The sequence below is a fragment of the Streptomyces sp. NBC_00576 genome (assembly GCF_036345175.1).
GTDB lineage: Bacteria > Actinomycetota > Actinomycetes > Streptomycetales > Streptomycetaceae > Streptomyces.
Window position 1 is genome coordinate 4,148,459 of record NZ_CP107780.1, and the last position, 22,636, is coordinate 4,171,094.

Annotated in this window: 28 protein-coding genes; 13 read left to right on the forward strand and 15 right to left on the reverse strand. The window is 70.1% G+C overall.

From position 1 onward, the window contains the following. Positions 1-17 precede the first annotated feature (17 nt). From OG734_RS17500 to OG734_RS17520, 5 genes are all read left to right on the forward strand, one after another. The gene (locus OG734_RS17500; RefSeq protein ID WP_330288430.1) at positions 18-1,169 is read left to right on the forward strand and encodes a cupredoxin domain-containing protein; all 1,152 of its coding nucleotides are present in this window, start codon (positions 18-20) and stop codon (positions 1,167-1,169) included. A gap of 120 nt (positions 1,170-1,289) precedes the next feature. After that, a complete protein-coding gene (locus OG734_RS17505) occupies positions 1,290-1,799 on the forward strand; it encodes a hypothetical protein (protein ID WP_330288431.1) in 510 nt (169 codons plus the stop codon). A gap of 35 nt (positions 1,800-1,834) precedes the next feature. Next, positions 1,835-2,608, forward strand: a complete 774-nt coding sequence (locus OG734_RS17510) for a cupredoxin domain-containing protein (RefSeq protein WP_330288432.1) — start codon at positions 1,835-1,837, stop codon at positions 2,606-2,608. 101 nt (positions 2,609-2,709) lie between these two features. Beyond that, on the forward strand, positions 2,710-3,069 hold the full coding sequence (locus tag OG734_RS17515; protein WP_330288433.1) for a VOC family protein: 360 nt from the start codon (positions 2,710-2,712) through the stop codon (positions 3,067-3,069). A 34-nt stretch (positions 3,070-3,103) separates the two neighbouring features. After that, entirely contained in the window at positions 3,104-3,508 is a 405-nt protein-coding gene (locus OG734_RS17520; protein WP_330288434.1) for a VOC family protein, read from the forward strand. A 14-nt stretch (positions 3,509-3,522) separates the two neighbouring features. Here the strand turns inward: OG734_RS17520 and OG734_RS17525 are convergent, their stop codons facing one another. After that, positions 3,523-4,683: a dipeptidase gene (locus tag OG734_RS17525; protein ID WP_330288435.1), complete on the reverse strand. Its 1,161-nt coding sequence runs from the start codon at positions 4,681-4,683 to the stop codon at positions 3,523-3,525. Positions 4,684-5,039: 356 nt separating this feature from the next. Here OG734_RS17525 and OG734_RS17530 point away from each other — a divergent pair, with 356 nt between their 5' ends. Continuing rightward, positions 5,040-5,894, forward strand: a complete 855-nt coding sequence (locus OG734_RS17530) for a helix-turn-helix domain-containing protein (protein ID WP_330288436.1) — start codon at positions 5,040-5,042, stop codon at positions 5,892-5,894. Between the two features lie 36 nt (positions 5,895-5,930). Then, positions 5,931-6,317: a hypothetical protein gene (locus OG734_RS17535; RefSeq protein ID WP_330288437.1), complete on the forward strand. Its 387-nt coding sequence runs from the start codon at positions 5,931-5,933 to the stop codon at positions 6,315-6,317. Positions 6,318-6,554: 237 nt separating this feature from the next. Here the strand turns inward: OG734_RS17535 and OG734_RS17540 are convergent, their stop codons facing one another. The 4 genes from OG734_RS17540 to OG734_RS17555 all read right to left on the reverse strand — a co-directional run bounded on the left by OG734_RS17540 (position 6,555) and on the right by OG734_RS17555 (position 9,796). Continuing rightward, positions 6,555-6,770 (reverse strand): DUF397 domain-containing protein, encoded by a 216-nt coding sequence (locus OG734_RS17540; protein ID WP_330288438.1) that lies wholly within the window; start codon positions 6,768-6,770, stop codon positions 6,555-6,557. Between the two features lie 127 nt (positions 6,771-6,897). Continuing rightward, the gene (locus OG734_RS17545; RefSeq protein WP_443064870.1) at positions 6,898-8,076 is read right to left on the reverse strand and encodes a dipeptidase; all 1,179 of its coding nucleotides are present in this window, start codon (positions 8,074-8,076) and stop codon (positions 6,898-6,900) included. A 5-nt stretch (positions 8,077-8,081) separates the two neighbouring features. After that, positions 8,082-8,639, reverse strand: a complete 558-nt coding sequence (gene purE, locus OG734_RS17550) for a 5-(carboxyamino)imidazole ribonucleotide mutase (RefSeq protein WP_330288440.1) — start codon at positions 8,637-8,639, stop codon at positions 8,082-8,084. Beyond that, positions 8,636-9,796 (reverse strand): 5-(carboxyamino)imidazole ribonucleotide synthase, encoded by a 1,161-nt coding sequence (locus tag OG734_RS17555; RefSeq protein WP_330288441.1) that lies wholly within the window; start codon positions 9,794-9,796, stop codon positions 8,636-8,638. Before OG734_RS17555 ends, purE begins: the two co-directional genes overlap by 4 nt. Before the next feature lie 144 nt (positions 9,797-9,940). Between OG734_RS17555 and OG734_RS17560 the strand changes: the two genes are divergently transcribed. After that, positions 9,941-10,525 carry a GtrA family protein gene (locus OG734_RS17560; protein ID WP_330288442.1) on the forward strand — a complete coding sequence of 195 codons (585 nt, stop codon included), beginning with the start codon at positions 9,941-9,943 and terminating at the stop codon, positions 10,523-10,525. A gap of 69 nt (positions 10,526-10,594) precedes the next feature. Here OG734_RS17560 and OG734_RS17565 read toward each other — a convergent pair whose 3' ends face one another. Next, complete coding sequence (locus OG734_RS17565) at positions 10,595-11,869, reverse strand: ATP-binding protein (protein ID WP_330288443.1); 1,275 nt, start codon at positions 11,867-11,869, stop codon at positions 10,595-10,597. Between the two features lie 153 nt (positions 11,870-12,022). Beyond that, complete coding sequence (locus tag OG734_RS17570; protein ID WP_330288444.1) at positions 12,023-12,700, reverse strand: response regulator transcription factor; 678 nt, start codon at positions 12,698-12,700, stop codon at positions 12,023-12,025. Positions 12,701-13,037: 337 nt separating this feature from the next. On the opposite strand from OG734_RS17570, the gene OG734_RS17575 reads away from it, so the two are divergent. Beyond that, positions 13,038-14,534, forward strand: a complete 1,497-nt coding sequence (locus OG734_RS17575; RefSeq protein WP_330288445.1) for an oligopeptide:H+ symporter — start codon at positions 13,038-13,040, stop codon at positions 14,532-14,534. 55 nt (positions 14,535-14,589) lie between these two features. Here the strand turns inward: OG734_RS17575 and OG734_RS17580 are convergent, their stop codons facing one another. Continuing rightward, a complete protein-coding gene (locus OG734_RS17580) occupies positions 14,590-15,063 on the reverse strand; it encodes a MarR family winged helix-turn-helix transcriptional regulator (RefSeq protein WP_330288446.1) in 474 nt (157 codons plus the stop codon). A gap of 51 nt (positions 15,064-15,114) precedes the next feature. Here OG734_RS17580 and OG734_RS17585 point away from each other — a divergent pair, with 51 nt between their 5' ends. Beyond that, the gene (locus OG734_RS17585) at positions 15,115-16,029 is read left to right on the forward strand and encodes an NmrA/HSCARG family protein (RefSeq protein WP_330288447.1); all 915 of its coding nucleotides are present in this window, start codon (positions 15,115-15,117) and stop codon (positions 16,027-16,029) included. A gap of 14 nt (positions 16,030-16,043) precedes the next feature. Here the strand turns inward: OG734_RS17585 and OG734_RS17590 are convergent, their stop codons facing one another. Both OG734_RS17590 and OG734_RS17595 read right to left on the reverse strand, forming a co-directional pair. After that, on the reverse strand, positions 16,044-16,253 hold the full coding sequence (locus tag OG734_RS17590; protein WP_330288448.1) for a DUF397 domain-containing protein: 210 nt from the start codon (positions 16,251-16,253) through the stop codon (positions 16,044-16,046). Then, positions 16,235-17,077, reverse strand: a complete 843-nt coding sequence (locus OG734_RS17595) for a helix-turn-helix domain-containing protein (protein ID WP_330288449.1) — start codon at positions 17,075-17,077, stop codon at positions 16,235-16,237. Before OG734_RS17595 ends, OG734_RS17590 begins: the two co-directional genes overlap by 19 nt. Positions 17,078-17,278: 201 nt before the next feature. Here OG734_RS17595 and OG734_RS17600 point away from each other — a divergent pair, with 201 nt between their 5' ends. From OG734_RS17600 to OG734_RS17610, 3 genes are read left to right on the forward strand one after another with little or no spacing between them, the layout of a single operon-like run. Next, complete coding sequence (locus OG734_RS17600) at positions 17,279-17,437, forward strand: hypothetical protein (protein ID WP_330288450.1); 159 nt, start codon at positions 17,279-17,281, stop codon at positions 17,435-17,437. Continuing rightward, a complete protein-coding gene (locus tag OG734_RS17605; protein WP_330288451.1) occupies positions 17,434-17,598 on the forward strand; it encodes a hypothetical protein in 165 nt (54 codons plus the stop codon). The genes OG734_RS17600 and OG734_RS17605 overlap by 4 nt, the downstream gene beginning before the upstream one ends. Beyond that, positions 17,595-17,783, forward strand: a complete 189-nt coding sequence (locus tag OG734_RS17610; protein WP_330288452.1) for a hypothetical protein — start codon at positions 17,595-17,597, stop codon at positions 17,781-17,783. Before OG734_RS17605 ends, OG734_RS17610 begins: the two co-directional genes overlap by 4 nt. A gap of 86 nt (positions 17,784-17,869) precedes the next feature. Here OG734_RS17610 and OG734_RS17615 read toward each other — a convergent pair whose 3' ends face one another. From OG734_RS17615 to OG734_RS17635, 5 genes are all read right to left on the reverse strand, one after another. Then, entirely contained in the window at positions 17,870-19,150 is a 1,281-nt protein-coding gene (locus OG734_RS17615) for a hypothetical protein (protein WP_330293698.1), read from the reverse strand. A 44-nt stretch (positions 19,151-19,194) separates the two neighbouring features. Beyond that, positions 19,195-20,325 carry a hypothetical protein gene (locus OG734_RS17620; RefSeq protein WP_330288453.1) on the reverse strand — a complete coding sequence of 377 codons (1,131 nt, stop codon included), beginning with the start codon at positions 20,323-20,325 and terminating at the stop codon, positions 19,195-19,197. After that, positions 20,325-21,200 (reverse strand): COG1470 family protein, encoded by an 876-nt coding sequence (locus OG734_RS17625; RefSeq protein ID WP_330288454.1) that lies wholly within the window; start codon positions 21,198-21,200, stop codon positions 20,325-20,327. Before OG734_RS17625 ends, OG734_RS17620 begins: the two co-directional genes overlap by 1 nt. Before the next feature lie 37 nt (positions 21,201-21,237). Next, on the reverse strand, positions 21,238-21,978 hold the full coding sequence (locus tag OG734_RS17630; protein WP_330288455.1) for an LPXTG cell wall anchor domain-containing protein: 741 nt from the start codon (positions 21,976-21,978) through the stop codon (positions 21,238-21,240). A gap of 169 nt (positions 21,979-22,147) precedes the next feature. Beyond that, positions 22,148-22,624 carry an ATP-binding protein gene (locus OG734_RS17635; protein WP_330288456.1) on the reverse strand — a complete coding sequence of 159 codons (477 nt, stop codon included), beginning with the start codon at positions 22,622-22,624 and terminating at the stop codon, positions 22,148-22,150. Positions 22,625-22,636 lie beyond the last annotated feature (12 nt).

Genomic DNA, 22,636 nt, shown 5'->3' on the forward strand with positions numbered 1-22,636 from the left:
AAAATCTAGGAGTTGCTTTGAAACGCACCGACGAAACGGGTGGGGCCGGCGAGCGCGCACCGCGCCGCAGGTCGCCCGCCGGGAACCGGTCCCTGCTGGTTGCGGGGCTCGGCGCGGCCTTCGCCGCCGTGCTCAGTCTGGGACTGCTCCAGGCGGCCTCCGGCAGCACCCCGGCCACCACCTCGGACACGGCGGCGGGCGCGGCTCAGGCGCCCGCAGCCGTGGCGGCCGCGGCCGCCGAGGCACAGCCCGCCACCGCGGCGGCACCCGACCACCAGGTCGACATCATGAACAACAAGTTCGGCAACGGCGCGCAGCTGGTCGTCGAGGTCGGCGAGACCGTGCGCTGGACCAACCACGACAGCGTGCCGCACACGGTCACCACCACCAAGGGCCCGAAGAAGTTCGACTCGGGCACGCTGGCGCAGGGCGACTCCTGGTCGTACACCTTCACCACGGCGGGAACGTACGAGTACTACTGCGCGGTCCACCCGGACATGGTCGCGTCGGTGAAGGTCGTCGCGGCCGACGGTGGCTCGACGGGCGGCTCGACAGGGGGCTCGACCGGCGGTTCGACGGGCGGTTCCACTGGCGGATCCACTGGCGGGTCCACGGGTGGCTCCACCGGCGGGTCCACGGGTGGCTCCACCGGCGGTACGTCGGGCGGGTCGACCGGTGGGTCGACCGGTGGGTCGACGGGCGGCTCGGGGTCGAGCGGCGGCAGCACCACCGGTGGCAGTGGCGGCACCGGCGGCAGCACCTCGGGCGGCTCGTCCGGTGGCAGCACCGGCGGTTCCGGGGGCGGCAGCGGTGAGCAGTGCGCCAGCGTCCAGGACGTGCTCCTGCCGATCCTCCAGCACATCAACGCCGCGCACCTGGAGCGGTCCCCGGGCCAGCAGGTACAGGACGCGCTCGCGCTGGACTCGTACATCAAGCTGCACACGGTGTGGATCGAGACGATCCTGACGCCCGCCGTCGAGGGCGGCGGCACGGTTGTCGACGAAACGCTCAGTGTGCTGCTGACCCACATCAACAAGGCGCACCTGGAGGAGTCGCTCGGGCAGCAGATCACCGATCTGCTCGACGTCGACAGCTACGTGAAGATGCACACGGTCTGGGCCGAGCACCTGCTCACACCCACCGAGGACTTCCTCACCGGCAGCTGCTGACGGGGTTCGCCCCCGAGGAAAGGACGCCGGTCCGGCCGAGGCTCAGTCGGCCGGACCGGCGCCCGCCCCATTCTCCACACCCCCGCCACACTTCAGGAACCGCTTTCCAAGGAGACCGGGATGACAACCGTCACCCTGCCCACCACCACCGCCACCGCCGTACTGCCACGCCCCGGCCGGTACGCCGTGGCCCCCGACCGCTCGCTGGTCGAACTCACCGCCTGGTACGGCCCGTTGCCCACCCACCGCCGACGTGTCGCCCTCACCGACGCCACCCTGACCGTGCCCGCCGACCCCACCGAGCCCGAACACGCCGCCCCCACCCTCCGCTTCGAGTTCGAGGGCCTCGACCGGACGGACGGCACCCCCACCGTCCTCACCTCCGACACCGTCGAACTTCTCGACGGCGGACGGAAGTTGCAGCTCACCGGCGACCTGAACCTGCGCGGAGTCCGATTCCCCGCCCTCCTTCGCCTTCGAGTCGTCGAGCGCGCCGACGACCGTCTGCTCGTCGTGGGCACCGCCCTGTTGCCGTACCGGCTGCTGCGCCGTGCGACCGGCTTCCGGCCCGGTCGCCTGCCACGCCCGGCGACACGGCTGCGGCTGCTGGTCGCCGCGGAGTTCGCGTGAGGACGGCAGGAAGGCCGGTACATCCGGTGCAGCCCGTGCACAGGGCCGCCCTCCGCCTCGTACTCGCCGTACTCGCCCTCGTCGCACTCCTGTCGGCCGCGCCCGGGCAGGCATCGGCGGCCACCTACCGGGTCACCATGCAGGGGTACGCCTTCGCCCCGGCGACGCTGAGTGTCCCCGCCGGCTCCACGGTGACCTGGACCAACCAGGACACGGCCCCGCACGACGTGAAGACCACCTCGGGCCCGGTCCAGATCCACTCCCCCATGCTGAACAAGGGCGAGAGCTGGAGCTTCACCTTCACGACGGCAGGTTCGTACGCCTACTACTGCACCGTGCATCCGAACATGACGGCCGGAATCGCGGTACAGGCGGCGGCGCCCGCGCCGTCGGCGGCCCCGACGCACTCCCACACCCACACGGAACCCACCTCGGGCTCGGGATCAGGATCAGGATCGACATCGGAGCACCACGGGACCGGAACCGGGACCGGTATGACCCATCCGACCTCGTCGACCGGCCGCACACCGGTCCGGACGGCCCCGGCCTCGGCAGCGGCGCCGAAAGCCCCCGGCCGGGCCTCACCGGCACCCACCACCGCATCAGCCGCCTCGCCGCCGTCCCCCGCCTTGCCGGTCGCCGAGCCGGCCCCCCAGGCGCAGTCCGCCGCCGTCGGCTCGGCACGGCCGCTGGACCCGTTGCTCCTCCTGACGGGGATCGTCGCCGGGATCGCGGTGCTGTGCCTGCTGCTGGTGGGTTCGCGAGCCGCCGCTCCGCGTGGAAGGGACGAAGCCGAAGGGGAAGCCTAGAAGCGGTATGCCCATCAACCCGCTCGGCGGGGTACAGGGAATGGGAAAAGGGGAAGCAGAGAAGCCGAAGTAACAGAGCAAGGCAACCAACGGAGGAAGTCATGCCCATCGCCAAGCTCGACTCTGTCGTCCTGGACTGTCCCGACCCCGGCGTACTCGCCACCTTCTACGCCGGGCTGCTGGGCGGTACGCCCGAGGTCGAGGAGGACTGGATCGATCTGCGGATCCCGGACGGCCCGAAGCTGGCCTTCCAGGCCGCCCCCGGACACGTACCGCCGAAGTGGCCGGCGCCCGACGCCTCGCAGCAGTTCCATCTCGACGTGACCGTGGCCGATCTGGACGCGGCCGAGCGGGAGGTGCTCGCGCTGGGCGCGAAGCCGCTGGACACGGAGGACCGGGCCCGTTCCTTCAGGGTTTACGCGGACCCGGCAGGGCACCCGTTCTGTCTCTGCGTCGGCTGAACAGACGTAACGGACGCAACGAACGGAGGAACCCATGACACCCGGGACACCCGTGGCCCGTTTCCGTACCGTCGTCGTCGACTGTCCCGATCCTCGCGCGCTGGCCCGTTTCTACGCGCAGGTCGTCGGCGGTACGCCCGCTGACGAGGACCCCGAGTGGGTCGTCCTCCATGTCCCGGGCGGGCCACGGCTGGCCTTCCAGCGGGCGCCCGGGTACTCCCCGCCCGAGTGGCCGCGGGCCGACCACGACTCCCAGCAGTTCCATCTCGACCTGGACGCCGGGTCCACCTGGGCGGAGATGGACGCGGCGCAGGAGGCGGTCCTCGCGCTGGGCGCCCGCCCGCTGGACCTGGACGACCAGGACGGGAAGCGGGAGTTCAGGGTGTACGCCGATCCGGCGGGGCATCCGTTCTGCCTCTGCCGGATCGAGCACAGCTGAGTCCCTGACGCAGGTCAGCCGTCCAGCTCCGCGATCCGCGCCGTGGACGGCTCCCTGCGCTGCTGGGCCGCCTTGGCCGTGAAGTCGGCGCTGCGCAGGACGCGTTGGACGTTTCCCCAGGTGAGGAGGGTGAGGTCGGGTTCGGTCCAGCCGCGTTGCAGGAGTTCGGCGATCAGGTTCGGGTAGCAGGAGGCGTCGCCGAGTTCCTGCGGGTGAGCGTTGCCGGAGTCGTACGTGCCGGACAGGCCGACGCACTCCGGGCCCGCGACCGCACGGACGTGGTCGAGATGGTCGGCGACGTCACGGACGGACGGCCCGGTCTGTTCGGCCGTCAGCGGGACCAGGCACAGGCCTCTGGCCGCGCCCAGCTCGGCGAGCGTCTCGTCGGGGAGGTTGGCGGGATGGGGGCGCAGGGCGCGGGCCGCGGAGCGGGTGCAGACGACCGGCGCCTTCGAGATCGTGACGGCGCGGTGGACGGTGGCCGGGGAGGCGCCCGAGAGGTCGGCCAGCACGCCGAGCCGGTTCATCTCGCGGACGACCTCCTCGCCGAACCGGGTCAGTCCGGCCTCGCTCGCCCAGGACGCCCCGGCGAGGGTGAGCAGGCGCAGGCCCAGGGAGTGCAGGACGCGCAGGATGCCGATCGAGTCGTCGATCGCGGCGGCCGCGGCGGGTCCGAGCACGACGGCGACGCGTCCGCAGTTGCGGGCGTCGGTGACCTGCCCGGCGGTGCTCGCGAGACGCAGCCCCTCGGGGTGGCTTCGAGCGACCGTCTTCACCAGGTCGAACTGCTCCAGGGTGGCGCCGACGGCCCGGTCACCGGCGAGCCCATCCGGCAGGTGCAGCGCCCAGAAGAGCGCGCCCACGTGGCCGCGCCGCATCCGGGGCACATCGGTGTCGACGGTGCTCTCACCGAGCTCCAGGTCGTACCAGGGGAGGTGCCGCAACGCCCAGGGCAACCCGCTGTAGCCGTCGGCGACGGGGTGCACGGCGAGGATGGCGTGGGCGCGGTCGAGGGGGGCGGCGTCCGGGTCGGAGATGGGTGAGAACTCGGACTCGGCCGTGCTGTGGTCGTCGAAATGGTCGTCGGGCTCCGGCAAGGGGACGGGCGGTGGGGCCGGCGGGTCGAGTTCCCCGACCTCGGCTGTGGTGTGCAGTTCGTCCTGCAGGTCGGCCATGGCGGGCTCCGTACGTCGTGATCTACCTCGTGATCGCAATACGGTCACCGTCGCACGGAGGCGAGAAGGCTTCCTGGTGGGTGGGGCGTTCGGGGGTACGTCACACGAGTCCCTTCTTGCCTCACCCGCCGCATGCGCGACTCCCGTAGATGTGAGCTACGCAACTTCGCCACACTCCGACAGCTCCCGTCGATTAGACATGTGTCGTTCGGGTAGGTCCATACAGACGGCGGCGACAGGCCGTACTTCGATTGGAGTAGGGGCGAATGGATGTGACGCGGGTCGACCTACTACGATGGCGAAGTTTCGGCACGACCAGTGCCGAACCGCCGCTGTCAAGATCCTGAGGGAGCATCATGCCCACGGCCGTGGACCCGAGTCTCAATCGCCGCAAGCTGCGACTGGCGCTGAAATCAGCCCGCGACAAGCGCGGTCTGACGCAGCGTGACGCGGCCGACGCGCTGGAGTGGTCGCTGTCCAAGCTGATCCGCATCGAGGCAGGCACGGTCAGCCTGTCCGTCACGGACCTGCGCGCGATGCTGCTCGAGTACGGCGTGGACAACCCCGAGGTCGTCGCGGACCTGGAGGAGGCGGCCCGGGGCAGCAAGGGACAGTCCTGGTGGTCGGCGTACAACGACGTCATCAGCCAGCCGTTCAACCAGTACCTGGGCTACGAGAGCGCAGCGGACGTCATCCGGGCATACCACCCGAGTCTCATTCCGGGTCAGCTGCAGGTCTCGGACTACATCACCGCCCTCTTCGAGATCGGCGAACCCGCCCCGAAGGCCAGGCAGCTCATCGACCTGCGACTGGCCCGGCAGGAGAGGGCCCTCCAGGAGGACGGCCCCCGGATCGAGATGATCCTGGACGAGGCCGCACTGCGCCGCCGGATCGGTGGCGCGGCGACCATGCGGCGCCAGTTGACCTTCCTCAAGAGCCTCGCCACCGAGCAGCGCGCCACCTTGCGCGTCCTGCCCTTCGCAGCCGGCGCGCACGACAGCCTGGACAGCAGCTTCACCCTCCTGGGCTTCCGCGACGACGAGGACGTCCTGTACGTCTCAGGTCCCGGCGGCACGCTCACCAACCGGGACGACCGGGAACTGGTCGCCCGCTACCAGGAGTGCTTCGAGGATCTGGAGAACAAGGCGCTCAACGAGGAGGACACGATGGCTCTGTTCGACGACCTGATCGAAAACTTCCACCGCTCCTGACATCCAGTCAGCGTGTGCTTAGGCCCAGGGGACGCCATGACCAGCGACGACGAGTGCCAGGGACCGGAGCTGGATCCCGGCCGCTCTCGGCGCCCCTGGCCCGGCTTCAACATGTTCCTGGAGCCGGGGGCCGTCCCCGACGAAACACCTGCCCGTACGCCCGGTCCCCGGCGCCGGCGGGCCGAGGTCGACGACACGATCAGACTGCTGCGCAACCTCGCCGCCCTGGTCGTGTTCTCCTCGGCCACTCTCACCCTGGTGGCCTTCGCCGGGATCGGGATGGGCGTGCCGCCCTGGTTCTGTCTGGTCGTCGCCTTCGGCGGTGGACCGCTCACGATCTGGGCGTTCGTCATGGCCTTCGAGGCGGTACGTTCCTCGCTGCCGGACGGACCAGAAGATCCACCGTCCAGTGGCGGGCCGTAGCCGGTGCACGCACCCACCACCAGCCCGCAGCCGCGGACACCGCGACAAGCACCGCCAGCCACATCACGAGTCGCATCGACGGACTTCCGCCCAGCAGTGAGACACCTGCCCCGGCAGCCATGGCGAGCACACCGGTCACCACGCAGTACCCGGCCAGCCCGGGATACCCGGTCACCGTCTGCTCTCGGCGTTCGCCGCTCATCTCACATCCTGTACTCGGTCCGCGTCACCACACCGTCACACGTGGCCCCGCCCGGTGGCATCCGGTGCGAGGAACAACGCTATCGCCGCGCACCAGGCATCCGCGGTAAAGCTCACTGGTGTGCTGTCCGGCCGTTTGGAATCGCGCACCCGGACCGCCCCGGGAAACACCGCGACCTCGCAGCAATTCTGATCTGTCGTGTTGCTGTAGCTGCTCTTCCGCCAAACAACGGCACCCCGGTCCCCGGCCAACGCTGCCCCCCTCCACGTCTCGCCCCGCTCCGAGAAACGCTGAACATGCCTACGGTTCTTACCCGTTGTGGCGACGGTTCAACAGACGGTCGTCTCTCTGGCGTGTTCTGACGGGTTCAGCGCTCCCTCACCCGTCCAACTCCTCCACCGTGGCGTGGGACGGCCCACGCCTCCCCCGCACCTCACGCGCCACATCCTCCGCAGCCCCCAGCACCCGCACCGCGTTCTCCCAGGTCAGCTTGGCGAGATCACCCTTCGACCAGCCCCGGTCGAGGAGTTCCGCGATGAGGTTCGGATAGCCGGAGACGTCGTTCAACCCGTCCGGAGTGAACGCTGTGCCGTCGTAGTCGCCGCCGATGCCCAGGTGGTCGATTCCGGCCACCTCTCGCATGTGGTCCAGGTGATCGGCGACCGTCGAGACCGTGGCGACCGGGCGCGGGTTCGCCTCCTCGAAAGCCCGGTGGATCTTCATCGCCTCGGGGGTCGTGGCGAGGTGGTGGAAGCCGTGGGCGCGCATGTTGTCGTCCGCGGCGGCCGTCCAGTCGACGGCTGCCTGGAGGACGAACTTCGGTACGAACGTCACCATCGCCATCCCGCCGTTGACGGGCAGGCGTTCCAGCACGTCGTCGGGGATGTTGCGCGGGTGGTCGCACACCGCGCGCGAGGAGGAGTGGGAGAAGATCACCGGCGCGACGGACGTGTCCAGGGCGTGCCGCATCGTTGTCGCCGCCACGTGCGAGAGGTCGACCAGCATGCCGAGGCGGTTCATCTCACGGACCACCTCACGGCCGAACTCCGACAGACCGCCGACGCCCGGCTCGTCCGTCGCCGAGTCCGCCCACGCCACGTTGTCGTTGTGGGTGAGGGTCAGATAGCGCACGCCCAGCTCGTACAACCCCCGCAGGGTGCCGAGGGAGTTGGCGATCGAGTGACCGCCCTCGGCGCCCATCAACGAGGCGATACGGCCCTCACGCCGGCCCGCCTCCATGTCGGCGGCGGTGAGGGCGGGCCGCAGCTCGTTGCCGTACCGCGCGATCAACTGACGTACGCAGTCGATCTGTTCGAGGGTCGCCGGCACCGCGTCCGGGAGGTCCGAGCGGACGTACACCGACCAGTACTGCGCACCGACCCCGCCCTCTCGAAGACGCGGGATGTCGGTGTGCAGGTGGGCGTTCTGGGCGGTGGCGATGTCGCGGGCGTCGAGGTCGTAGCGGACCTGTTCGCGCAGCGCCCACGGGAGGTCGTTGTGGCCGTCGACGACCGGGAACTCGCGCAGCAGTGCCCGGGCTTCCTCAAGGGAGCTCACGGACGTCACTTCCCGAAGCCAAAGCCGCTGCCGTTGCCCGCGCCGCTCGCGACCTTGGCGCGCAGCCGCTTGCCCTTCTCGGTGGCCTGGTCGTTCAGCTCCTGCTGGAAGTCCCGCATCCGGCCGAGGAGTTCCTCGTCGTGCGAGGCCAGGATGCGGGCCGCGAGCAGGCCCGCGTTGCGCGCGCCGCCGACCGAGACCGTCGCGACCGGCACACCGGCCGGCATCTGCACGATCGACAGCAGGGAGTCCATGCCGTCGAGGTACTTGAGGGGGACCGGGACGCCGATCACGGGGAGCGGGGTCACTGACGCGAGCATCCCGGGGAGATGGGCGGCACCCCCGGCCCCCGCGATGATCGCCTTCAGCCCGCGCTCGGCGGCGTGCTCGCCGTACGCGATCATCTCGTGCGGCATGCGGTGCGCGGAGACGACGTCGACCTCGTACGCGATCTCGAACTCGTCCAGGGCCTGGGCGGCGGCCTCCATGACGGGCCAGTCGGAGTCCGAACCCATGACGATGCCCACGACGGGACCTGCACCGGGTTCTGCAACGGGGCTCATTCTGTGATCGTGCCTCTCAGGTAGCCGGCTGCGTGACGGGCGCGCTCCAGCACGTCGTCGAGGTCGTCGCCGTAGGTGTTGACGTGGCCCACCTTGCGGCCGGGCTTCACGTCCTTGCCGTACATGTGGATCTTCAGCTGGGGGTCGCGGGCCATGCAGTGCAGGTACGCGGAGTACATGTCGGGGTAGTCGCCGCCCAGGACGTTCGCCATGACCGTCCACTTGGCGCGGGGGCGCGGGTCGCCGAGCGGGAGGTCGAGGACCGCGCGGACGTGGTTGGCGAACTGGCTGGTGATCGCGCCGTCCTGGGTCCAGTGGCCCGAGTTGTGCGGGCGCATCGCCAGTTCGTTGACGAGGATGCGACCGTCCCGGGTCTCGAACAGTTCGACGGCCAGGTGGCCGACCACGCCGAGTTCCTTGGCGATGCGCAGGGCCAGTTCCGTGGCCTGGAGGGTCAGCTCCTCCGCTATGCCGGGCGCCGGGGCGATGACCGTGTCGCACACGCCGTCGACCTGCTGCGATTCGACGACCGGGTAGGCGACCGCCTGACCGTGCGGAGAGCGGACGACGTTCGCCGCCAGCTCCCGTACGAAGTCGACCTTCTCCTCGGCCAGGACCGGGACGCCGGCCCTGAAGGGGTCGGCGGCGTCCGCCTCGGAGCGGACGACCCACACACCCTTGCCGTCGTACCCGCCGCGGACGGTCTTGAGGACAACCGGGAAACCGTCGCCCTGGGCACCTTCGGAGAGACCCTCGGCTGCGAAGGCCACCACGTCCGCGACATCGCGCACGATGCGATGGCGCGGGCACGGCACCCCGATCTCGTCGAGCTTCGCTCGCATCACGCCCTTGTCCTGGGCGTGCACGAGCGCGTCGGGGCCGGGGCGGACGGGGATGCCGTCCGCCTCCAGGGCCCGTAGATGCTCGGTCGGGACGTGTTCGTGATCGAAGGTGATCACATCGCACCCCTGCGCGAAGGCGCGCAGCGTCTCCAGGTCGCGGTAGTCGCCGATGACGACATCACCTACGACCTGCGCCGCGGACTCCTGCGGGGTGTCACTGAGAAGCTTGAACCTGATGCCGAGCGGGATGCCCGCCTCGTGTGTCATACGAGCGAGCTGCCCCCCGCCGACCATGCCGACTACCGGGAACGTCACCCTCCAAGAGTATCGGCCCGGCCATCGCGGCTCGATTACACGCCTGTGACCCGATGCGCACAGGCAAGCCCCAAAGAGGGTGGTTAGCATGGCTGGGTTGACGAAATCCCACACTGCGATCCCACAGACGGGGGCCGACAGACCATGGAACGTGGTTCCAAAGGTGGTTCCGAGGGGCTTCATACGAAGCCCCGGAGCGCCGTACGCCGGCGATTCGACCAGTTCGCGGCCGAGGTGGCGAAGTTCGGCGCGGTGGGCACGGCGGGGCTTCTCGTCAACCTGTTGGTGTTCAACCTGGTGCGCAACACGACGGACCTGCCGGTCGTCCGCGCCAGTGTGACCGCCACGGTCGTCGCGATCTGCTCGAACTACATCGGCTTCCGCTACTTCACGTACCGGGACCGCGACAAGAGCGGCCGTACGAAGGAACTGACGCTGTTCCTGCTGTTCAGCGCGGTCGGACTGGTCATCGAGAACGGCGTGCTCTACGCGGCGACGTACGGTTTCGGCCTGGACAGCCCGCTGCAGAGCAACGTCTTCAAGTTCGTCGGGATCGGCGTCGCGACCCTGTTCCGGTTCTGGTCGTACCGTACGTGGGTGTTCCGTACGCTTCCGGCGCGTGAGGCGGTCGCCAGCGCCGAATCGTTCCTGGAAGAGACGGACCCGGCATCTCTTCCGGAGGGACGGACGGCTCCCGAGCGCCGGACGCAGCGCCAGCACGTCGGCTGACAGTCTGCGGACTGCCCCCGACCACCTCCGGACCACTTCTGGACCCACTTCTGGACTGTCTCCGGACTCTTACCGGACCGTCCGCTCCTCCTCGTCCCCCTGCGGCTTCTTCAGCGGGTTGCGGGACAGGAACAGGCCGAAGACCGGCGGCTGCTGCTGGAGCAGCTCCAGGCGGCCCGCGTCGGCCTCCGCGAGGTCGCGTGCGACCGCGAGGCCGATGCCCGTGGAGTTGCGGCCGCTGATCGCGCGCTCGAAGATCCGGGCGCCGAGGTCGGCCGGGACGCCGGGGCCCTCGTCAGTGACCTCGATCACGGCCTGGTTGCCGATGACGCGGGTGCGCAGGGCGACGGTGCCGCCACCGTGCATGAGGGAGTTCTCGATCAGGGCGGCCAGCACCTGGGCCACCGCGCCCGGCGTGCCGACGGCCTGCAGATGCCGTTTACCGGAGCTGACTATGGCCCGGCCCGCGCTGCGGTAGGCGGGGCGCCACTCGGCGAGCTGCTGCTGGATGACCTCGTCGAGGTCGAAGGAGACGGCGGAGCCGGTGCGCGGGTCGCGCGCGTTGGTGAGGAGCCGCTCGACGACGTCCGTGAGGCGTTCGACCTGCGTGAGCGCGATCGTGGCCTCCTCCTTCACCGTGTCCAGGTCGTCGGTGAGGGTGATCTCCTCAAGGCGCATGGACAGGGCGGTGAGGGGCGTACGCAGCTGGTGGGAGGCGTCCGCGGCCAGCCGGCGTTCGGCGGTGAGCATCCGGGCGATACGTTCCGCCGAGCTGTCCAGCACATCCGCGACCCGGTCGAGCTCCGGGACGCCGTACCGCTTGTGACGGGGGCGCGGGTCGCCGGAGCCGAGGCGTTCGGCGGTCTCGGCGAGGTCGGTGAGCGGTGAGGCGAGCCGGTTCGCCTGCCGTACGGCGAGCAGGACGGCGGCGATGACGGCGAGCAGCGCGACGGCGCCGATGATCAGCAGGGTGCGGCCGACCTCGCGGGTCACGGAGGAACGGGGTTCCTCGACCCGGACGGTCTCGCCCTCCTCGCCGTCCTCCTCGGCGGAGATGACGTCACCGACGGGCTGGTCCCCGACCTCGATCGGCGCGCGGCCGGGGATGCGCACGACGGCGTACCGGTCACCGGTGACGAGGCCGCGCAGGACCTTGGAGTTGATCTGCTCGTCGCCGAGGATGCGACTGTCCACGATGCTGGCCAGCCGCACGGCCTCGGAGTCCACCCGATCCTGGGCGCTGGAACTGATCGTCCGCGTCTCGACGATGACAAGCGACACACCGAACACGGCGATCACCACGAGCACAACAGCAAGGGTGGACTGAATAAGACGACGACGCACGGTGCCCTCCGGGCAATGGCTGACAACGACCTGTTGGCTCCCTGGGCGCCCCGCAGGGGCGCTCCAGGGGCGCGGGGAACTGCGCGACAAGCCCCCACCGGCCGGCAACCGCGCTCAACGCACAAGCCCCCAGGACGTTACGCGCGTGGTCGACTAACTCTTCTCGAACCGGAATCCGACGCCCCGGACAGTAGCGATGTACCGAGGGTTCGCCGCATCGTCGCCCAACTTCTTCCGCAGCCACGAAATATGCATGTCGAGCGTCTTGGTCGACGACCACCACGTCGTGTCCCAAACCTCCCGCATCAACTGGTCGCGGGTCACCACCCGCCCCGCGTCCCGCACAAGGACCCGCAGCAGGTCGAACTCCTTCGCCGTGAGCTGGAGTTCCTCGTCACCCATCCACGCCCGGTGCGACTCGACGTCGATGCGCACGCCGTGCGTGGCGGGCGGCTGCTGCGGCTCGGCGGCGCCGCGCCGCAGCAGGGCCCGGACGCGGGCGAGCAGTTCGGCGAGCCGGAAGGGCTTGGTGACGTAGTCGTCGGCGCCCGCGTCGAGGCCGACGACGGTGTCCACCTCGTCGGCGCGCGCGGTCAGGATGAGGATCGGCACGGTCAGGCCCTCGGCACGCAGCCGACGGGCCACTTCGAGGCCGTCCATGCCGGGCAGTCCCAGGTCGAGTACGACCAGGTCGATACCGCCCTGGGTGCCGGCGTCGAGCGCGGTCGGGCCGTCCTCGCGCACCTCGACCTCGTAACCTTCCCGGCGCAGAGCGCGGGCCAGCGGCTCCGAGATGGACGCGTCGTCCTCAGCGAGCAGTACACGGGTCATGACCTGATGGTAAACCGCCCTGGACACCGTCTGTGGTGTGACCAGGTGTTCTTGATTCTTACCTTTGGACGCCAGGACGAGGGCACTCGGGACAGTGCGGCCGTCGCTCGCCGCACACTGGCGCCCCAGCCTATGCCTCTGCGATGAAATACCGCCTCTTACCTTTGAATAAGCGAATGAAACTCACCCACCACCTGTGATTCACGTCTCAAGTCCTTCCATTTACGACTGTGCCCTGTCGTATGGTGAAAGGACGCCCTTAACGGCACCAGGGGACCTTTGGCGACTTTTCTGCTGAAGGTCTTTTTTGTGCGTCCCGACCAGCAAGGAACGACTCATGGCGTCCAGCCTGACGAAGGAATCCCTGACACCGGGTCCCCCCGGTTCCCCGCGGTCCTTCTTCGGCCACCCCCGTGGACTGGCCACTCTCTTCATGACCGAGATGTGGGAGAGGTTCTCCTACTACGGCATGCGAGCCCTGCTCCCGCTGTACCTGATCGCGCCGAGCGGACTGCACCTCAGCGCGACGGCCGCGACCGCGATCGGCTCCGTCTACGTCTCGCTCGTCTATCTGCTCGCCCTGCCGGGCGGCTGGTTCGGCGACCGCGTCTGGGGCCCCCGCAGGACCGTCGCCGTGGCCGGCGGCATCATCATGCTCGGCCATCTGACCCTGGCCCTGCCGACGGCGGGCACCTTCTACGCGGGCCTCGGCCTCGTGGCAGTCGGCTCGGGCCTGCTGAAGGCCAACATCTCCACCATGGTCGGCCACCTGTACGACGGCCCGGACGACCCGCGCCGCGACGGCGGCTTCACCGTCTTCTACATGGGCATCAACGCCGGCGCGTTCGCCGCGCCGCTGGTGATCGGCACGGTCGGCGAGAAGGTCAACTGGCACCTCGGCTTCGCCCTCGCCGCGCTCGGTATGGCGCTCGGCCTCACCCAGTTCCTGCTGGGCAGCCGGCACCTGGACGCGCGTTCGAGCGTCGTCCCTACCCCGCTGTCCGCCGCGGAGAAGTCCGCGACGCTGCGCAAGGCGGCGAGCTGGGCGGGCGTCGCGGCCGTCTTCTACGCGCTCGTCGGCTTCTCGGGCCACTACACGCTGAACTGGGTCATGGTTCCGCTGATCCTGCTCGGGCTGATCGTGCCGGTGGTCGTGCTGGGGCGGATCAAGCGCGACAAGGATCTCAGCGCATCCGAGCAGTCGTCGATGTCGGCGTACATCTGGTTCTTCGTCGCCGCGGCCGTCTTCTGGATGATCTACGACCAGGGCGCCACGACCCTGTCGATCTTCGCCGACCAGAACGCCGAGAACACCGTCCTCGGCTGGGAGTTCCCGGTCTCCTGGTACCAGTCGGTGAACCCGGTGCTGATCATGGCACTGGCCCCGGTCTTCGCCTGGTTCTGGCTGGCTCTGAACCGGCGCGGCAACGAGCCGAGCACGATCGTGAAGTTCTCGTCGGGCCTGGTCCTGGTCGGCGTCTCGTTCTTCCTCTTCCTGGCCCCGCTGTCGATCGCCGGGGGCGGTCACAAGGCTGCGGCGATGTGGATCGTGGCGATCTACTTCGTCCAGACGGTCGGTGAACTGACCCTCTCCCCGGTCGGGTTGTCGGTCACCACGAAGATGGCGCCGGCGAAGTACGCCTCCCAGATGATGGGCGTCTGGTTCCTGGCGGTCACGGCGGGCGACGCGACGACGGGCCTGCTCTCCGTCGCGGGCGTCAACCTCGACCGTATGGGCGTGGTGGCGCTGGAGGCGGTGCTCGCGGTGGTGGCGGGCGCGGCGGTGTGGGCGTACCGGGGCAGGGTGAAGGCTCTGATGGGAAGCGTCAACTGACGGTTCCTGTACGTCGGTTGCGCGGCTCGTGCGTGCGGCCCACGGACGCCGGGGCTCACCTCGGCTCCGTGGGCAGGGCACGCAGATACTCGATCTGCCGCTGGGCGAGTTCGGTCGTGCGGCGCATGTGCCGGCCGAGCAGGGCCAGCTCCTGCTCGGTGTAGCCCTCGAACGTCGCCAGCCAGCCCTCGGCGAGCGAGTCCCAGAACTCGCCGAGGCGCCGCATGGCCGCGGCCACCGGCACGACCAGTACCCGTCGCCGGTCCTCCTCGTCCCGCTGCCGGGTGACGTACCCGGCCCTCTCCAGGCGGTCGACGAGCCGGGTCGCCGAGCCGCTGGTGAGGCCGGTCAGCTCGGCGATCCTGCCGGTCGTGAAGGGGCCGGGCTCGATGCCGAGCAGGCTGAGGCACTGCACGTCCGTCGGGTGCATCCCGAGGTGGTCGGCGACCGCCTGGTTGAACAGCACGTACGAGGCCACATACCGCCGGGAGTCCAGCTCCAGGCCGGCCGTCCGGTCGTCTCGGGGCACGACCCCTCCTTAATATCTGCGTGACGCAGACAATGCGTGTACGTTTACTGCATGACGCAGACAATTTATCAGCCCGTCATCGCTGTCACCGGCGCGACCGGCGCCCAGGGCGGCGCCACCGCGCGGGCCCTGCTCCGCCACGGGTCACGGGTCCGCGCGCTGACCCGTCGCCCGTCGTCCACGGCCGCCGAGGAGTTGCGCGGGCTCGGCGCGGAGGTGGCGTACGCCGACTTCGACGACCGGGCCGGCCTGGATGCCGCGCTCGCCGGCGCCGACGCGCTGTTCACCATGTCCACGCTCCACCGCGGCGACGCCGAGAGCGTCGCCGACGCCGAAGTGCGGCAGGCGATCTCGCTCCTCGACGCCGCCGCCGCGAGCGGAACCGTCCGGCACATCGTGTTCACCTCGGCCGCCAACGCGGACCGCGGCACCGGTATCCCCCACTTCGAGACCAAGCACCGCGTCGAACTCCGTCTGCGGAGCCTGGGCATCCCGTGGACGGTCATCGCCCCGGGGGTCTTCATGGACAACTACACCAGCGAGTGGACGCTGAGCGGCCTGCGCGAAGGCCGGTTCGCCCTGCCGCTCCCCGCCGACCTGCGGCTGCCGTTCATCCCGGCCGCCGACATCGGCGCGTTCGCGGCGCTCGTCCTGCGGCGCCCCGAGGAGTTCGCCGGGCGGCGCATCGACATCGCGTCCGACCGCTTGACGTGCACGGAGATCGCCGAGACCCTCTCCGCCGTCTGCGGCCGACCGATCGAGTTCACGCCGGTTCCCCTGGCCCAGATCGAGGCGCACTCGGCCGATCTGGCCGCGATGTTCCGCTACTTCGCCGCCACCGGCCTCGACGTGGACGTGGAGGGCCTGCGCCGCGACCACCCCGAGGTGGGCTGGCAGACCTTCGCGGAGTGGGCGGGGGCGCAGCACTGGGATCTGGCGAGCCCTGAAGCCCGCCTCGGTAGCTGACGGGCGTACGTCCGTCAGCAGGCGGGGAGTTCGTCGCGGCGTACGGCGGTGACGAAGGGGGTCCAGGCGGTGGCCCGGAGTATGAGGGCGGGGGCGTCGGGGGTCTTGGAGTCGCGGACGGGGACGAGGGAGAGGCTGTCGGCGACTTCGAGGCACTGGCCGCCGTCGGTGTTGCTGTAGCTGCTCTTGCGCCACACGACTGCGCTCAGGTCGATGGATCGCATCGTGCCTCCTCCAGCATCTCCCTGATGAACTTCCGCGACTCGGCGGGGGACAACGCCAGGTCGCGCATCGGATCGTAAGCAGATTGCAGGCGCTCGATCTGGCCTCCCCCTTCGATGAGTTCACCGTGGAGGTCGTTCTCCGTGTAAGCCACAACGCGGCCGTCGGACAGGCCCAGGAACATCGCGTCGGTGTTCATCAGCCCGAACGGTCCTGCACTGAACGGCAGCACCTGCACGGTCACGTTGGGGCGCTCGGACATCCCCACCAGATGCTCCAACTGTTCCCGCCAGGCCCCCGGATCACGTAGCACCAACCGCAGCACCGATTCGTACAGAATCGTACGGAATCGCGGCGCATCCTCCGCAGCCAGCATCTCGCCACGGTCGAGGCGTGCCTCGACCTGCCGGGTCAGCTCCTCGCCCTTGATGCCGCCCGCCGCGAGGACCTCGGTCGTGTACCCACGTGTCTGCAGGACACCGGGGATGCTGCTCAACCCGAAGTGCCACAGGCTGAGTGCCTCGGCCTCCAAGCACATGTACGCGCGGTACTGCTCCTTGAACTCGGCCTTGTCCCCCAACGCCAGCTCCCACAACGTCACCAGAAGTTTCCCCGTACCGAAGTACTGGTCGAGCGCCTGCACCACTTCGGCGCTGCCCAGCGTGTGGCCGTTCTCCATCTTCCCGAACAGCGAGAAGTCCCAGCCCACCTTCTCGCCCAACTGCCGCAGACTGTCCCCGTTCACCTCCCGCAACGCCTTCAGCTCCTCGGCGAACCGGGCCCGCGGCTGCCGACTGAGGCCCGTCACGGTGCGCCGTTGCGACATCTCGTTCTCTCCCTGCGGTAACTGTGGGTTGCTATAGGGCGTAGTGGAAATAAGCCCCGCCGAACGTGGGCATACGGCCCTGTCCACGGCGTTTCCGCCCCACGGACGCGGCATGCTCGTCCTAGCTGAACACGCACAGTAATTCGGCGACTGCACGCAGCACAGGCATACGCCGGAACCTCCACCCGAGGAGTGACCCGCATGACGACGCCCACCCTCCCCCGTCTCCCCCGTCGCAACCCCACCGTCGCGCCCCGCGCCACCCCCGCCCCCTCCTGGACCCCGTCCGGTGCCTGGGCGGCGCCGACTCCCGAGGTTCTGCGCACGCTGGAGGCAGCGCTCGCACGGTGGTCGTCGTGACGACGGTCCCCGCCCGGGCGGACGCGCCACCCTGTGACGTGTGCGACGCGCTGGCCACCCAGCGGGACGCGGCCCGGGCGGCCGGTCGCACGGGCGAAGCCGACGACTGCGAGCGGGAGTTGAGCGAGCACGACAGACACGGACGGGGGTGTACGTCGTGACACCGCGCCCGCCGGTGCATTCCTCCTACGCGGAGTACCGCCCGCCCGCGCCGGTGGGCGGCTGCGAGGCCTGCCGGGAACTCGCCGCACGACGGAGTGCGGTGAAGGCCGCCTTCGACTACAGCGCGGTCAGCGACGCGAACGTACGGCTCCGGGCCCACCTGCTGGAAGCCCACGACACGTGAGCCGCAGGGTAATACGCGGGACCCCGCCCGACAGCACGCTCCGGGGCGGGGTCCTGACGGCGACGGCGACGCCGCCGTTCAGCGATTCAGCGCAGGCGCCGGCGTCCCGGCATGAACGTGAACACCGCCACGCCGGACAGGATCACCGTTCCGGCCACCAGCCCCAGCGCCTTCAGGGCGCCGTTGTTCTCGGCACCCGTGTTCGCGAGCCCTCCGCTGGTCGACGTACTGCCGGAGGCCGAGGTGCTGCCCGACGCTCCGCTCGCCTGCTCCTCCGTGTCCAGGGTCAGGGAGACCGCGGTCGGGGACGGCGTGCAGACGGTCGTCGTACCGAGGGCATCCACCGTCAGCACGCCTGGTGACAGGGTCGTTTCACCGGTCGCACCGGGCTTGTACGTGCCCTTCATGTCGTTGATCGTCATCGCGTCGCCGGTCTTGATCGGCTCCGCGTTCGCAGCGCCCTCGACATGGACCGTGCCCGTGTCGGACCCGCCGAGGACGACCTCCATCGACGGCTTCACGGAGTTGGCCGGGAGGTCGGCAGGACTGTTCATCACCGAGCCCTTGAACTGGACGGTGAGGTCGTAACTCCCGCCGTTCTTCTTGGCGTTGATCTGGATGGGGTTCGTCACGTTCTTGTCGCCGAGGGGCGTGTCGCACTTGTACGGGATCTGCACCTCCTTGCCTGTGAAGTCCGTCTGACCGTCATCGCTCGCCGTGTCGGAGGGGCTCGGCGTGGCCGTCGGTGACGGTGTCGGTTTCGACGTGTCCGTCGGGGTCGGAGTGGGAGTGGGGCTCGGGGACTGGGAGTCCGTGTCCGTCGGTGTGGGTGTCGGTGTAGGCGTCTGCGAACCGCCGTCCCCCGCTGTCACTTTGATCGTCACCGACGGCCGCACCGTCTCCGTCGGCGCGCACTTCGTGTCCGTCCCGAAGGCGTTGATCGTGTACGCGTCCGGCGTCAGCGTCAGGTCTCCCGCCGTCGTCAGTTTCACCTTGCCCTTCATGTCGGAAAGGACCATCGCGCCGCCCTTGGGGATCGCCGGGTTCTGGCGCGTACCCAACATCGCGATGTCGGCGGTCTGCGCCCCGGCCGCCTTCAACACGCCGCTCGGCTGGACCGAGTTGGCCGGTAGGTCGATCAGGTCCGGGTTCTTCGACGCGGCCTGCGTGAACTTCCAGACCACGTCCACCTCGTCGCCCACCTTCGCTGTCGCGGGCGCGGTGATCTCCACCTTGGTCGTGCCGTTGACGGGCTCCAGGCCGGAGGCCGCCGGCGGCACGCACTTGGTCGCGTACGACACCTCGGCCGCCTGGGCGGGCCCCGCCGCGGCCATGCCCAGCAGGACACCGCCCGCTCCGCCGAGCAGCAACAGGGCCCCTGCCGCACTCCCGCTCCGTCTCCGTTGCGTTCTCACGTGTTTCCCCTCGTCTTCGTCGTGTTGGTCGTCGGAGTGCCCGCGTGTGGGTCTGGGTCTGCGTCCGTGACGGTTACCGTGACCGTGGTCGTGCCCGGGTCTGCGCCCGGGGTGAACCACGGCAGCGTCGAGGAAGCGGTCGCCGTCCGGGCCGGGTCGCGGTCCTCCCGCGCGCCCGACCTGGGCATGCGCAGCGTCAGTTCGGGCATCCGCGGCGCCCTGCCGCGACGCACCGCCGACGGTCGCCCGCCCGCTCCGCCCGGCCCGCGTGGCCGTACCCGGTCCACCACCGCCATCCCGACGCGGAACACCGCCGCCGGTACGACAACACCGGCCAGGACCCAGAACAGGGTCACGCCCCACGGCCGGCCCACGCCCCACGGCTGCTCCATGAGCACCTTGCCGGCGTACTTCAGCGAGACCGTGTAGTCGCCGTGCGCCCCGCCCGCCAGGGCGACCGGCAGCTCGACGCGTGCCTTTCCGCCCGGCTGGATCGTGCCGCGCCACTGCTGTTCCTCCCACTGCGGGGCGAACACCCCGTGGGAGGTGCCGACCTGGAAGACCGGGTCCTTGACGGCCGCCGTACCGAGGTTGCCGACGGTGATCGCCAGCGTTCGCGCGGGCGGCGCCCCGAACCAGGTCAGCACCCCGCTCGAACCGTCCAGCCGCGGGTCCGTGAGGACCGAGAGACGGCCCGCCCCGACCTGCGCGGGCAACGGTTCGACCGCGTGGCCGGCCACCTTGAACACCGCGTCGGCTGCTGACTGCGACGCTCCCGTCACCGTCGCCACATGCACCACACATGGACACGGCACCGGCGGGTCGACCACCGGCAGGCTCTTGCTGAAGCCGCCCGTCGTGTCCGTGGTGACGGCTCTCGCGTCCGCGTTGGCACAGGAGTTGGTGCCGCCGATCACGCCACGGGACGGCTCCGCCCTGCCGCAGATGAGCATCATCAGCAGCACCTTCGGCTGCCAGCCGGCCCCCGTCACGACGATCGAACCGCCGGTCCCCGCCTCGGACTTGGAGACCTTGACGGTCGGCCCGTCGGCGGCTGCCGCGGCGGCCGTGGGCAGCATCAGGAGTGCGATCACCAGTGCCGCGACCAGTGCAGGAATCCGCCGCATCACGTCATCGCCCCCGTCAGCTCGTCCGTCTCCGCCGCCAACTCCGCGTGTTCGCACGGCGGTTCATCGCGTCGCTTACGCCGCCTCAGCCGTCGTACGACCCCGAGGGCTCCGCCCGCACACAGCACCCCCGCGACCCCCGCCACCCCGCCCCACGGCACGAACCGCACCGACGCGCCCGCCTCGTCGCGTACCGTCCCGTCCGCCGCGGTGACCGTCAGACGGACGTCGACCGCATCGAACACCGGGCGCTCGGACCAGGGTTCGGTGAGGGCGAGGCGGCGGCCCGGGGGCAGGTGTACGGGGAGAGTGCGCGGTGCCCGGTCGAGGAGGGGGCCGAGGACGCCGTCCGCGCGGACGGCGAGCGTCGGGACCAGGTCGGTGGTACCGCGGTTGACCAGCTCGTACGCGATACGGTCGCCGCGTACCCTCACGTGCTCGACGGTCAGCGCGGGCAACCGGGGTCCCCCGACCCGGAGTTGGACGCGCACCGTCGCGGTCCGGCCCAGGGCGCGGGCGCTGATCGTGGTGGTGCGGTCGCCGGGAGGCGTGCCGTCGGGGATGCGTACCGTGAAGGGCACGTCGGCGCGGGTACGGGCGGGGACGTCGACCTCCGGGACGGCAAGGGTGAGCCAACTGCCGCCGCTCAGCCGCACGTTGAGGGTCCGCGCCGTCGGGTTGCGGACGGAGAGGGTGTCCTGGAGAACCGTTCCTGGGGTGCCCTCCGCGTAGAAGTACGGCCGGCCGGTGCCCAGGGGCGCGACGGACCAGCCCTCGTCGGCCGCGGCCGGCGTCCCCGCGGACAGCAGCGCGACGAGGCCAAGGAGGCTGAGGAGGCAGGGGCTGGGTCTGAGGCTGGGGCAGAGGACACGCATCGGCGGCTCCCGGATGTCGTACGGTCTCGTACGGTCCTCAGCGGCGTGCCGCCGACTGCCGTCGCACGGCCCCCGCCTGGTTCCTGCGCGTCAGCCACAGCGCGCCCGCCGCGCCCGCGAGCAGCACCGTGCCGCCGAGCGTGCCCAGCGCGATCACGGAGTCCTCGGGACCGGTCTGCGGGAGTGCGGTACCGGGGTCCGTACCGCCCGTACCGCCCGTACCGCCGGTGTCACCGCCGCCCGAGGCCCCCGTGACGTCGAGCGTCAGGGACGGCTTGGGGCTGTTGGTGGGCGTGCACGTGGTGGTCGTACCGGCGGCCTTGATGGTCAGGACGCCGGCCGTGAAGGTGACCTTGCCGTTCTTGGACGGCTTGTACGTACCGCTCAGGTCATTGATCTTGATGGGGGTGTTGGCGGGGAGCGCGGCCTGGTTCGCGGGCCCGCTGACATTCAGCGTGCCGCTGTCCGCGCCGCCCAGCTTGATCGTGGCGCTCGGGCTCATCGCGCCCTTGCCCAGCTCCACCGGGCTGGACGAGACACCCTTCTGCCAGGACATCGTGACCTGGTAGGCACCGCCGCTCTCCACCGCCTTGATGTCGATGGACGAGAGGGCGCTCTTGACGCCGATCGGCGTGTCGCACCTGTAGTTGACGTCCACGATCTCGGCCCGGGCGGCGGGGGCGGCCATCAGAACCGCCGATCCGGCCAGGGCCGCGACGGACGCGAGCGCGGCGCTTCGTTTCGGGTGCGTTCGGCGGCATGTCCGGTGGTACGACATCGTCGTCCCCCATTCCTGGCGGTCCTATCGGCTTTTCTGACGGCACATCAGATCGCGGATCGGCCGTCAAGGTACGCCCGGGGACCAACAGTTGGAAGACACAGCACACACCGGATCGGCGCGATTTCGGCGTGCTTCGAGTGGCGCTTCGCCGCCGGAACGGCGGGAACTACGCCGGAGCGCCCAGCTCCGCCCACACCCTCTTGCCCGAGACGCCGGGGGTTCGTACGACGCCCCAGTCCAGGCACAGCCGCTGCACGATGAACATCCCGTGGCCGCCAGGGCGCCCGGCTCTGTGCGGCGTGCGCGGGGCGGGCTGACCCGTGCCCCGGTCCGAGACCTCGACCCGGATCACCTTGTTGTCGCAGGTGATCCACATCTCGTCCGGGCCCTCGGCGTGCAGACAGGCGTTGGTGACGAGTTCGGAGACGACGAGCAGTACGTCCTCGGCGGCGGCCCGCTGGTCCGCGGTGTCGGCGGGGAGCCAGCCCCACGCGTACAGCGCCTGCCGGGCGAAGTCACGGGCGAGCGGAACGACACCGCTCTCGCCGCCGAAACCCAGGCTGCGGGTCTGCCGACTCCCGGGAGCGCCGCTGGACTCGGAGGACTCCGAGGAGCCCGGCGAGTCGGGCCGGGTGGTGCTCATCAGCGCTTCACC

Excerpts from the sequence above, each read along its gene's own strand:
- OG734_RS17505 (WP_330288431.1), top strand. The coding sequence starts at position 1,290 with ATGACAACCGTCACCCTGCCCACCACCACCGCCACCGCCGTACTGCCA.
- OG734_RS17515 (WP_330288433.1), top strand. The coding sequence starts at position 2,710 with ATGCCCATCGCCAAGCTCGACTCTGTCGTCCTGGACTGTCCCGACCCC.
- OG734_RS17520 (WP_330288434.1), top strand. The coding sequence starts at position 3,104 with ATGACACCCGGGACACCCGTGGCCCGTTTCCGTACCGTCGTCGTCGAC.
- OG734_RS17525 (WP_330288435.1), bottom strand. The coding sequence starts at position 4,683 with ATGGCCGACCTGCAGGACGAACTGCACACCACAGCCGAGGTCGGGGAA.
- OG734_RS17530 (WP_330288436.1), top strand. The coding sequence starts at position 5,040 with ATGCCCACGGCCGTGGACCCGAGTCTCAATCGCCGCAAGCTGCGACTG.
- OG734_RS17535 (WP_330288437.1), top strand. The coding sequence starts at position 5,931 with ATGACCAGCGACGACGAGTGCCAGGGACCGGAGCTGGATCCCGGCCGC.
- purE (WP_330288440.1), bottom strand. The coding sequence starts at position 8,639 with ATGAGCCCCGTTGCAGAACCCGGTGCAGGTCCCGTCGTGGGCATCGTC.
- OG734_RS17560 (WP_330288442.1), top strand. The coding sequence starts at position 9,941 with ATGGAACGTGGTTCCAAAGGTGGTTCCGAGGGGCTTCATACGAAGCCC.
- OG734_RS17570 (WP_330288444.1), bottom strand. The coding sequence starts at position 12,700 with ATGACCCGTGTACTGCTCGCTGAGGACGACGCGTCCATCTCGGAGCCG.
- OG734_RS17575 (WP_330288445.1), top strand. The coding sequence starts at position 13,038 with ATGGCGTCCAGCCTGACGAAGGAATCCCTGACACCGGGTCCCCCCGGT.
- OG734_RS17585 (WP_330288447.1), top strand. The coding sequence starts at position 15,115 with ATGACGCAGACAATTTATCAGCCCGTCATCGCTGTCACCGGCGCGACC.
- OG734_RS17590 (WP_330288448.1), bottom strand. The coding sequence starts at position 16,253 with ATGCGATCCATCGACCTGAGCGCAGTCGTGTGGCGCAAGAGCAGCTAC.
- OG734_RS17595 (WP_330288449.1), bottom strand. The coding sequence starts at position 17,077 with ATGTCGCAACGGCGCACCGTGACGGGCCTCAGTCGGCAGCCGCGGGCC.
- OG734_RS17600 (WP_330288450.1), top strand. The coding sequence starts at position 17,279 with ATGACGACGCCCACCCTCCCCCGTCTCCCCCGTCGCAACCCCACCGTC.
- OG734_RS17620 (WP_330288453.1), bottom strand. The coding sequence starts at position 20,325 with ATGCGGCGGATTCCTGCACTGGTCGCGGCACTGGTGATCGCACTCCTG.
- OG734_RS17625 (WP_330288454.1), bottom strand. The coding sequence starts at position 21,200 with ATGCGTGTCCTCTGCCCCAGCCTCAGACCCAGCCCCTGCCTCCTCAGC.
- OG734_RS17630 (WP_330288455.1), bottom strand. The coding sequence starts at position 21,978 with ATGTCGTACCACCGGACATGCCGCCGAACGCACCCGAAACGAAGCGCC.
- OG734_RS17635 (WP_330288456.1), bottom strand. The coding sequence starts at position 22,624 with ATGAGCACCACCCGGCCCGACTCGCCGGGCTCCTCGGAGTCCTCCGAG.